This window comes from Bordetella sputigena, from assembly GCF_965137885.1.
In the GTDB taxonomy this organism is placed as follows: domain Bacteria; phylum Pseudomonadota; class Gammaproteobacteria; order Burkholderiales; family Burkholderiaceae_B; genus Bordetella_C; species Bordetella_C sputigena.
On the sequence record NZ_CBCSCA010000001.1, the window covers coordinates 677,794 to 686,329 of the forward strand.

General features: G+C 66.2%; 9 protein-coding genes and 1 riboswitch. Of the genes, 5 read left to right on the plus strand and 4 right to left on the minus strand.

From position 1 onward, the window contains the following. Positions 1-161: 161 nt before the first annotated feature. The 4 genes from ACNA0R_RS03165 to ACNA0R_RS03180 all read left to right on the plus strand — a co-directional run bounded on the left by ACNA0R_RS03165 (position 162) and on the right by ACNA0R_RS03180 (position 2,133). The gene (locus ACNA0R_RS03165; RefSeq protein WP_415824430.1) at positions 162-425 is read left to right on the plus strand and encodes a hypothetical protein; all 264 of its coding nucleotides are present in this window, start codon (positions 162-164) and stop codon (positions 423-425) included. A 46-nt stretch (positions 426-471) separates the two neighbouring features. Then, a complete protein-coding gene (locus ACNA0R_RS03170) occupies positions 472-735 on the plus strand; it encodes a hypothetical protein (RefSeq protein ID WP_415824431.1) in 264 nt (87 codons plus the stop codon). 61 nt (positions 736-796) lie between these two features. Continuing rightward, positions 797-1,411, plus strand: coding sequence for a hypothetical protein (locus ACNA0R_RS03175; RefSeq protein WP_415824432.1), 615 nt, complete (start codon positions 797-799; stop codon positions 1,409-1,411). Between the two features lie 95 nt (positions 1,412-1,506). Further along, positions 1,507-2,133, plus strand: a complete 627-nt coding sequence (locus tag ACNA0R_RS03180; protein ID WP_415824433.1) for a LysE family translocator — start codon at positions 1,507-1,509, stop codon at positions 2,131-2,133. A gap of 71 nt (positions 2,134-2,204) precedes the next feature. Here the strand turns inward: ACNA0R_RS03180 and ACNA0R_RS03185 are convergent, their stop codons facing one another. The 3 genes from ACNA0R_RS03185 to ACNA0R_RS03195 all read right to left on the minus strand — a co-directional run bounded on the left by ACNA0R_RS03185 (position 2,205) and on the right by ACNA0R_RS03195 (position 6,094). Next, positions 2,205-3,194 carry a Bug family tripartite tricarboxylate transporter substrate binding protein gene (locus ACNA0R_RS03185; RefSeq protein WP_415824434.1) on the minus strand — a complete coding sequence of 330 codons (990 nt, stop codon included), beginning with the start codon at positions 3,192-3,194 and terminating at the stop codon, positions 2,205-2,207. Positions 3,195-3,292: 98 nt separating this feature from the next. Beyond that, positions 3,293-4,486, minus strand: a complete 1,194-nt coding sequence (locus ACNA0R_RS03190) for a CaiB/BaiF CoA transferase family protein (RefSeq protein ID WP_415824435.1) — start codon at positions 4,484-4,486, stop codon at positions 3,293-3,295. Between the two features lie 120 nt (positions 4,487-4,606). Then, complete coding sequence (locus ACNA0R_RS03195) at positions 4,607-6,094, minus strand: HD domain-containing phosphohydrolase (protein ID WP_415824436.1); 1,488 nt, start codon at positions 6,092-6,094, stop codon at positions 4,607-4,609. A 106-nt stretch (positions 6,095-6,200) separates the two neighbouring features. On the opposite strand from ACNA0R_RS03195, the gene ACNA0R_RS03200 reads away from it, so the two are divergent. Continuing rightward, complete coding sequence (locus ACNA0R_RS03200) at positions 6,201-6,980, plus strand: alpha/beta fold hydrolase (RefSeq protein WP_415824437.1); 780 nt, start codon at positions 6,201-6,203, stop codon at positions 6,978-6,980. A 129-nt stretch (positions 6,981-7,109) separates the two neighbouring features. Continuing rightward, positions 7,110-7,199, plus strand: a riboswitch (glycine riboswitch). A 151-nt stretch (positions 7,200-7,350) separates the two neighbouring features. Here ACNA0R_RS03200 and ACNA0R_RS03205 read toward each other — a convergent pair. Beyond that, positions 7,351-8,247: a LysR family transcriptional regulator gene (locus tag ACNA0R_RS03205; protein ID WP_415824438.1), complete on the minus strand. Its 897-nt coding sequence runs from the start codon at positions 8,245-8,247 to the stop codon at positions 7,351-7,353. Positions 8,248-8,536 lie beyond the last annotated feature (289 nt).

An 8,536-nucleotide genomic window follows, 5' to 3' on the forward strand; every position in this document is an offset into this window, starting at 1 on the left:
CGTCGATCCAATACGGTCGGACATTCAAAACAAATCGGCCGCCATTGAAATATCCCGCGGCTTCGCCGCCGGTAGAGTCCGGGGACACGGTTGCGCGGGCCCGCCGCGCGTCATGCCGTGCAGCATGTCCTTCGACATGAATCCATGGAAAGGAGCCCGCCATGCCGCGTACCGTGCCCGGTCCGCAGTCGTTTGACAATGTGTATATCGACAATGTGGTGGTATCTCCATCGGTCGCGCTGGACAACATGATCGTGTATGCCGGCGGCGCCAAATTCATGCTGTCCGGCGATGGAGGCGAGCAGAGCATACCTAATATGATGCGCGCCTTGCTGCTGGCCCGGGTGTTCGGCAAGCCCGTGAATTTCCAGACGACCGGTTATGAGCGCGATGGATACCAGTACATCAGTTGGGTGACGATATGACTTCACCATGCATGCCGCTGGCGCGGCGGACTGCGCGGAGCGACCCATGAGCACTGCATCGAACTACAGCGATCCCGCGACGGCGATCACCATCGACTATATCGTCGTCTCCCCCGATGTCGCGCGCGACAATGCCGCCATCTTCTGCGGCAAGGATACATATCTGCTATCCGGGGACGGCGGCGGGCAGAACCTGAACAATATCCTGCGCGCGCTGACGATCGCGAAATGCGCGGGTGTGCCGGTCATGATTACCACCACCGGGTACGAGAAGGATGGCTATCAATACATTCAGTCCGTGAAGCTGTGAGTGCTTCGCGGCGACTGGCTGTGCGGTCCTTTTTCCAAGCAATCCTTGACGGAGTGGCGCCATGAACGGCGATGTGGTTCCAAACCCCCAGTTCAGAATCCGCAGCCTGAACGTGCCCGGGCTCCTCGGCGTTTATGCGAGTGTCTACGGCACCAGTTCTGCCCTCGGAAAGGGTACCTACCAGATTTCCGACACCGGCAGCAATATTGCGGGCAACCTCTTCCATGCCTCCCTATGCGCGGGTTGCACGTTTTCGCAGATTGTCAGGATAGACGTACGGTCCACGGAGGCGGACGCGACAGCCATGGACCAGCTTACCGTGCCGGCGCAGGGAAAGGAGTCTCCTGCGCCGGATCGTGCCATGCCGCGAGCGGTACGCGCGGCCGATGCGGGCAATTGGATAAACGACATCTACGTAAGCTCCATAACCGTGTCTCCTCCTATCGCGGCCGACAATGCCCTTATCACTTTCGACGATGGCAAGGGCAATACCATCGATACACGGTATCTGCTCGCGGGGCACGACGTTCAGTCCTCGGATCTATTGATGATCCTTCTCTACGCAAGATGCGGGCGTTTGAAGGTGTCCATCAATCCGACCGGCTACATCGACCCGAATGGCCACGGGTATATCGCCGGCTTGTACTACGATGCGAATAGCCAAGCCTCTGCCTGATGGGCGGCGGCGGGCTCGGCAGTTCGAAGAAATGGCGCCGCGCGCGTGCACAGCGGCACGCCGCGGTATCTCACCGTGGACAAGGAGACTCCATCATGTCACTGGAACACTGGCTGGCTTTCGTGGCCGCTTCGGCGGTCCTGTTGGTCATTCCGGGCCCAACCATCCTGTCGGTCATCAGCTATTCGCTGGCGCATGGACGACGGGCGCGCTGGCCGCTGGTGGCGGCCGTGGCACTCGGCGATTCCACGGCGCTTTGCGTATCGTTGCTGGGCCTGGGGGCATTGCTGGCCGCGTCGGCCTTCTGGTTCACGGTGGTGAAGTGGATAGGCGGCGGCTATCTGCTGTACCTGGGCATCCGCATGCTGCGCGCGGGCGCCGCGGAGGGATCGCCGCAAGCCGCGCCGGCTGCGCCGGTGTCGCGCTGGAAGCTGTTCGCCAACACCTGGCTGGTGACCGCCCTCAATCCCAAGGGCATCGTCTTTTTCGTCGCCTTCCTGCCGCAGTTCATCCAGCCCGCGGCGGATACGTCAGGTCAGTTGGGGCTACTGGCGGCGACCTTCGTTGCGCTCGCGACCCTGAACGCCAGCCTGTACGCCTGGTTCGCCGGCGCCGCCAGCCGTTGGCTGGCATCCCCACGCGCGAGTCGCGGCTTTCATCTGGCCGGCGGATCCCTGTTGTCGGCCGCCGGGGTTTGGGCCTTGCTGGCCCGGCGCGCGTAAAGCCAGGGCATGCCGTGACTCATGCGCGCCGATGATGGCCGCCCGGCCGCCCGGCCACGGATCCAAGCGTCTCAGTTCGCCGTGATGTGGGCCTTTTCGACCACCGTCTTGTAGCGCACCAGTTCATCCTGCGTGTACTTGCCGAGTTGTTCGGGGCCCATGAAGTCGGCCTCGGCGCCTTGTTCCGCGGCCTTCTTGCGGAATTCTTCCGTCTTCATGATCTTCTCGATCTCACCGGACAATTTGCCGATAACGTCCTTCGGCGTGCCGGCGGGCGCGTACATGGCGAACCAGGACGAGACGAGCAGGTCGGGGTAGCCGGCTTCGGCGGCGGTCGGAACATTGGGCAGGGATTCCAGGCGCGTCTTGCCGGTGACGGCCAGCGGCCGCAGCTTGCCGGCGGCGATCTGGCCCAGCAGCGGAGGCGGCGTGGTGATGGTCATGTCGACGGCGCCGCTAAGCAGGTCGGCCAGCGCGGGGCCGGTGCCCTTGTACGGAATGTGCGTCGTCTTGATGCCCGCCATCTGGTTCAGCAGCTCCGTCGCAACCTGCTGCAGCGAACCGTTGCCCGACGACGCGTAGTTCAATTCGCCGGGATGCGCCTTCGCGTAATCGACCAGCTCTTTCATCGATTTGATCGGCAATGTCGGGCGCACCACGACGACTTGGGGCGCCGACAGTATGTTGGCCACGGGCGCGAACGACTTGATGGGATCCCAGTTCAGACCTTGCGTGATCAGCGGCGTGATGACCTGATAGCCCGAGTACTGCAGCAGCAGCGTATAGCCGTCGGGCGCCGCGCGGCTGACCGCCTGCGCGGCGATGCTGCCGGAAGCACCAGGCTTGTTTTCCACGACGACGGATTGACCCAGGGCCTTGGCCAGCGGCTGGGCGATCAGGCGCGCCGCGATGTCGGTGGTGCCGCCGGGGGCGGCCGAGACGATCAGCGTGATCGGCCGGTCGGGATAGGCGGCGCTTGCCGCCAAGGGGGCGGCGAGGGCGCAGAGGCCGGCGGCGGCCAGCAGGCGGCGCAGGGGCCGGATCGTGTTCGAGCTTTTCATGTCCATGTCTCCGATCGTTGTTATGCGGATGGTTGGCGGGTGATGCTTTTTCGTATCGATGCGTGGGTTGCGCTTCGAGGGCCGAGACCTTCCCACGGTTATGCGATGACGCCGGCGGCCCGCAGCGCGGCCAGGCGTTCTTCATCGACGCCGATCTCGCGCAGGACGATGTCGGTGTCCTCGCCCAGTGTGGGGGCTCGCTCGCGCACCGCTCCAGGATTGCCCGAGAGCAGCGGAAACACCGCCGGCATCTCCACGGCAATGCCGCTGGCGGTTTCCACCGTGACGATGGCCTTGCGGGCGCGGTAATGCGGGTCTTCGGCGATATCGGCGATGCTGTAGATGCGCCCGGCGGGTACGCCGGCTTCGCGCATCGCATCCAGCACCTGATCGATGGACCGGGCCTGCGTCCATGCGCCGATGGCCTGGTCGATCTCCGCGACGCGGGCGACGCGGCCATCGTTGCGGGCCAGCGCCGGGTCGCGCGCCAGGTCGTCGCGGCCGATGCGCGACATCAGCCGCGTGTAGATGCCGTCGCCATTGCCCGCAATCAGGACATAGCCGTCCTGGCACGGATAGGCGTTGGACGGCGCGATGCCGGGGAGCGCCGCGCCGGCCGGCTCGCGCACGGCGCCGAACACGGAATACTCGGGCAACAGGCTTTCGGTCAGGTTGAAGATGCTTTCGTACAGCGCGGCGTCGATTACCTGCCCGGTGCCGCCGCGCGCGTCGCGTTCGTACAGCGCCAGCAGCACGCCCAGCGCGCCGTGCAGGCCGGCGATGGTGTCACCCAGCGATAGTCCCGCGCGGACGGGGGCCCGCCCCGGCTCGCCATTCAGGTAGCGCAGCCCCGCCATGGCCTCGCCGATGGCGGCAAAGCCCGGTTCACCCGCCTTCGGCCCGGTCTGGCCGTAGCCCGAAATGCGCAGCATGATCAGGCGCGGATTCAGCGCATGCAGGGCTTCCCACGACAGGCCCCATTTCTCCATGGTGCCTGGACGGAAGTTCTCGATCAGCACATCGGCTTCGGCCGCCAGCATGCGCACGAGGTCCTGGCCTTCCGCCTGGCGCAGGTCGACGCAGACGGACTGCTTGTTGCGCGACTGCGCCTCCCACCAGACGGACGTGCCTTCATGCAGCATCCGCCATTTGCGCAGCGGATCGCCGACGCCCGGCGGTTCGATTTTGATCACCTGGGCGCCGAAGTCAGCCAGCGTTTTTGCCGCGAACGGGCCGGCGATCAGCTGGCCCAATTCCAGCACGCGGATGCCCGCGAGTATTTGTCGTGTCATGTCTCCTCCCTGCGGACAACTGCCAGGGACGCACAGTGTGCCGCAGGGCGATTAGAACGGGGAATGACGTATTCGACTAAGGGGGTTTCCAGAAACGAGAAAGGCAGGCAAAGGGCCGCTCTACAACAGCCCCAACGCCGACGCCTTGAGCGTGGCCGCCGCGCGTGTCGTGCATTCCAGCTTGCGGAAGGCGTTTTCGACGTGGGTGCGCACGGTGCTGGGGCTCAGCGCCAGCTGGCGGGCGACTTCCTTGTTGGTGCCGCCCAGGCTGATGGCGCGCAGTACGTCGCGCTCGCGGGGCGTCAGCAAGGTGTTGCCGGTGGGCGATGCGCCGTCGAGCAAGGGCTTGTCGTCGTCCTTCACCGGCGCGACGTTGGCGCCGGTTTCGACGGCCAGGAGCGCGTCAACGATGTGGCGATCGAATCGGCCACGGTCGGCTTCGTCGCGCAGGCATGACGCCGCGGCCTGGTCGGACATCGCGTCCCGCCATGGGCGTGGCGAGCGCAGCGCGATCCAGGCGACCGAGGCGGCCAGGATTTGCGCGGCTTGGCCGACGGCGGGCGCGCCAATGGAGCGGAAGTATCCAGAGCCGTCGGTCCGTTCGTAGGCATACGACGCGAGTTCGGTGGCTTGCGCCAGCGTGCCCGTCTGCCTGCCGGCGCGCGCCGTCCAGTAGGGCACCAGGCGAATTTTTTCCCAGGCGTTCGCCGACAGCCTGGACGGCGTGTTCCAGATCCCATTGGGCACGGAGGCGCGCCCGATGCCGTGCACCAGGCCGGCGCGATAGACGGCGCGCACCGTGGCGTCGTCCAGCGCCATTCTTTTCGCGCAAGCCGCCGCGGCTGTCGCGACGGCGCGGGAATAGCCGGTCATCCATGGCAGTTTCAAGTCGATCACGTCGGCGATGAGTTCCAGCGGCGCGGTCCGCAAGGTGGCGGGCGTGGGCGGCGCCGGTTCTTCGTCGTGCTCCAGTTCGCTTATCCATGCATCGGCATGGGCCATCGCGATATCGACGAGGCTGGCGGGATAAGCCGCGTCGGCCTTGCCGCGGATGATCTCACACGCCGGCGCCACACCGTAGGCGCGGCTGAGTATGTCGACGTCGCCGGCCAGGACTACCGCGAAGACCTCGGGCGGTATCTCCGTGCCTTTCAATCCGCGCGGATTGCCGCCGCCGTCCCAGGTTTCGAAAACCGCGCGCAGGATGTCACCGACGCGTGTCGGCAGGCCCAGCATGGCGGCAACCTGCCCCGATACCTCGCAATGGATTTCCGCCAGGGGCCGCATCGCGGCGGCGCCGCCATGCCGGCCCAGAGAAGCCGCCCATCCAGGGCGCATCGCCAGCATGGCTTCGCGCCCGGCCACATCGTCGCCGAAGACATCGGCGACTTCCATCGCGTTGGCGGTGCAGCCGGACCAGCGCAGCAGCGCCGCGTCCTGCACGGCGTGCACGGCTTCGGCCGACATGCCGGCGGCGCGGGCGATACGGCATGCCAATCGCGCCACCCGCGCCGAATGATCCGTCGGCTGCCCCATGCTGAGGTCGCCGATGAAAGCCAATGCCCGTACACCGTCGTAAACGGCGACCGGTTCGTTGCGCGTATGCATGCGAGAAGGTTCCGTATCGGTGACCGCATCGGATGTTCATCCGATGCCCTTATGCCGCCCCTTGCGTCAAGCTGGCGTCTCCTGAAACTGCACGGAGAATAGCATCATGAAAACCCTGTTGAAGAAGTCCCTGCCGGCCCTGTTCCTGGCCAGCGCGCTTGCCGCCACGGCCGCGCATGCGGCGCCGCCGGCACAAGACCTGAAAGGCAAGAACATCGTGCTGGTGCATGGCGCCTTTGCCGATGGCTCCAGCTGGAACAAGGTCATCCCCTTGCTGGAGGCTCGCGGCGCCCACGTCGTCGCCGTGCAGAACCCGCTATCGTCCCTGCGCGACGACGTTGATGCCGCGCGCCGCGCCATCGACGCGCAGCAGGGTCCGGTCATCCTGGTGGGCCACTCCTGGGGCGGCGTGGTGATTACGGAAGCTGGCGTCAACGACAAGGTGAAGGCCCTGGTCTACGTGGCCGCCTTCGCGCCCGACCAGGGCCAATCGATCAACGACATGACGCAAGGCGCGCCGGCGCCGGCGTGGGCGGCGCAGTTGAACAAGGATTCGGGTGGCTTCCTGACCTTGTCGACGGAAGGCATCCTGAAGAGCTTCGCACAGGACCTGCCCACGCCGGAGGCCCGTCTGGTGGCGGCCACCCAGGGACCGGCCGCCGAAGCCATCTTCGGCACCAAGGTGACGAACGCGGCATGGCGCGGCAAACCCTCCGCTTTCGTGGTGGCCGATGCGGACCACATGATCGACCCGGCCCTGCAGGCCAGGATGGCGACCCACATAGGCGCGACGGTGACGCACGTGCGTTCCAGCCATGTGCCCATGCTGAGCCAGCCGGCCGCGGTGGCCAACGCCATCATCGCGGAAGCGAAGAAGGTGCGGTAAGTCGTGCCAGTCGGCCCGAGGCGTGTCACCGAAGCGGTGGCCATGCCTCGGCGAGATCCCTGCTACGTGGACTTTCCGCGCCTCGCCCAGGTCCGCCTTGCCGCGTAGTGATGATGTCGTGACGTTCCCGATCGCGACACGGAAGAGATCGGTCATCACCACGACGCCGACGGAGCAAGCGCTCCGGAAACTCTCAGGCAAAAGGACCGTGCGGCGGGAACATCTGGATAGAGGCGCTGATCGCGCCCACCGACGGGGCGCCCTCGCCACGGATTTGCGAATCGCCGGGCGTGTTCTACAACACCGGCCATGGTCATCTGGGATGGACGCTGAGCGCCGCGACGGCGGAGGCGGTTGCCGACGCGATGTCTTAACTCGCCGCGCGCAGCTGCGTCAGCAGCATGCGCGCCGCCTGCGTCAGCGTTTCCACATCGCGCACGGCCAATAGCAGCCAGCGCCGCGTCCAGTCGTCGGTCAGCGGAATCAGCTTCAATTGCATCGACCGCGCATGCGGCTCGGCCGCGATGCGCGGCAGCACGCCTATGCCGCGCGTGGCGACGACCATGCGGCAGATGGCGTCGAAGCTGCGCACCTGGATACGCAGCTTCATGGGAAGCTCCAGCCGCGCGCATTCCTGCGCCAGCAGGCTCGCCAGCGAGGTACTGGGCGGCAGGCTGACGTAGTCGTATTCCAGGGTTTCGGCGAACGCGACGCTGGCGCGTGCCGCCAGCGGATGGCTGTCGGGCACCACCAGCATGAGCTCGTCGCGCCGGTAGGGGAAGGTCTGCAGTCCCGCTTCCGGCGTACGCTCGCCGAAGATGCCGATGTCGGCGCGGTTCTCGACCACCGCGGCGACGATGTCCGTGCTGTTCTGTTCTTCCAGGTCGATGCGGACGGCCGGGTGTTCGGTCATGAACCGCGACAGGTCGTCCGGCAGGAACTGCGTGATCGACGATGTGTTGGCGGCGATGCGCACCTGCCCGCGCACGCCCTGCGCGTAGTCGGACAGCGTGCCTGCCATCTGGTCGACTTCCTGCAGGATGCGGGTGGCGTGCGCCAGGCAGGCCTGGCCCGCATCGGTAAGCTCGACGCCGGCCGCCTTGCGGAACAATAGCGGCGAACCCAGCGCCGCTTCCAGATCCGAGATCCGTTTACTGGCCGCCCCCACCGCCAGCCGCGCCTGCCGCGCGCCCGCCGATATGCTGCCCAGCCGCGCGACCGACACGAACAGCGCGAGCGTGACCAGATCGATACGGGCCAGATTCATTTCATACGCTCCACAATCGCCGCATCACCCTCACCGCAAACACAGCGTCCCGACCCCTGACCCCAAGGATCCGGCTCCGCGGTCCCCAGGCATTGCCCGCTTCGCAAAAAACAGGTGCCCCAAGACCCGGGACGCCAGGGATCCGGCTCCGCCGGTCCCCAGGCATTGCCCGCTCCGCAAAAAACAGGTGCCCCAAGACCCGGGACGCCNGGGATCCGGCTCCGCCGGTCCCCAGGCATTGCCCGCTCCGCAAAAAACAGGTGCCCCAAGACCCGGGACGCCNGGGATC

Coding starts and splice junctions, on each gene's coding strand:
- ACNA0R_RS03165 (WP_415824430.1), top strand. CDS start 162: ATGCCGCGTACCGTGCCCGGTCCGCAGTCGTTTGACAATGTGTATATC.
- ACNA0R_RS03170 (WP_415824431.1), top strand. CDS start 472: ATGAGCACTGCATCGAACTACAGCGATCCCGCGACGGCGATCACCATC.
- ACNA0R_RS03175 (WP_415824432.1), top strand. CDS start 797: ATGAACGGCGATGTGGTTCCAAACCCCCAGTTCAGAATCCGCAGCCTG.
- ACNA0R_RS03180 (WP_415824433.1), top strand. CDS start 1,507: ATGTCACTGGAACACTGGCTGGCTTTCGTGGCCGCTTCGGCGGTCCTG.
- ACNA0R_RS03185 (WP_415824434.1), bottom strand. CDS start 3,194: ATGAAAAGCTCGAACACGATCCGGCCCCTGCGCCGCCTGCTGGCCGCC.
- ACNA0R_RS03190 (WP_415824435.1), bottom strand. CDS start 4,486: ATGACACGACAAATACTCGCGGGCATCCGCGTGCTGGAATTGGGCCAG.
- ACNA0R_RS03195 (WP_415824436.1), bottom strand. CDS start 6,094: ATGCATACGCGCAACGAACCGGTCGCCGTTTACGACGGTGTACGGGCA.
- ACNA0R_RS03200 (WP_415824437.1), top strand. CDS start 6,201: ATGAAAACCCTGTTGAAGAAGTCCCTGCCGGCCCTGTTCCTGGCCAGC.
- ACNA0R_RS03205 (WP_415824438.1), bottom strand. CDS start 8,247: ATGAATCTGGCCCGTATCGATCTGGTCACGCTCGCGCTGTTCGTGTCG.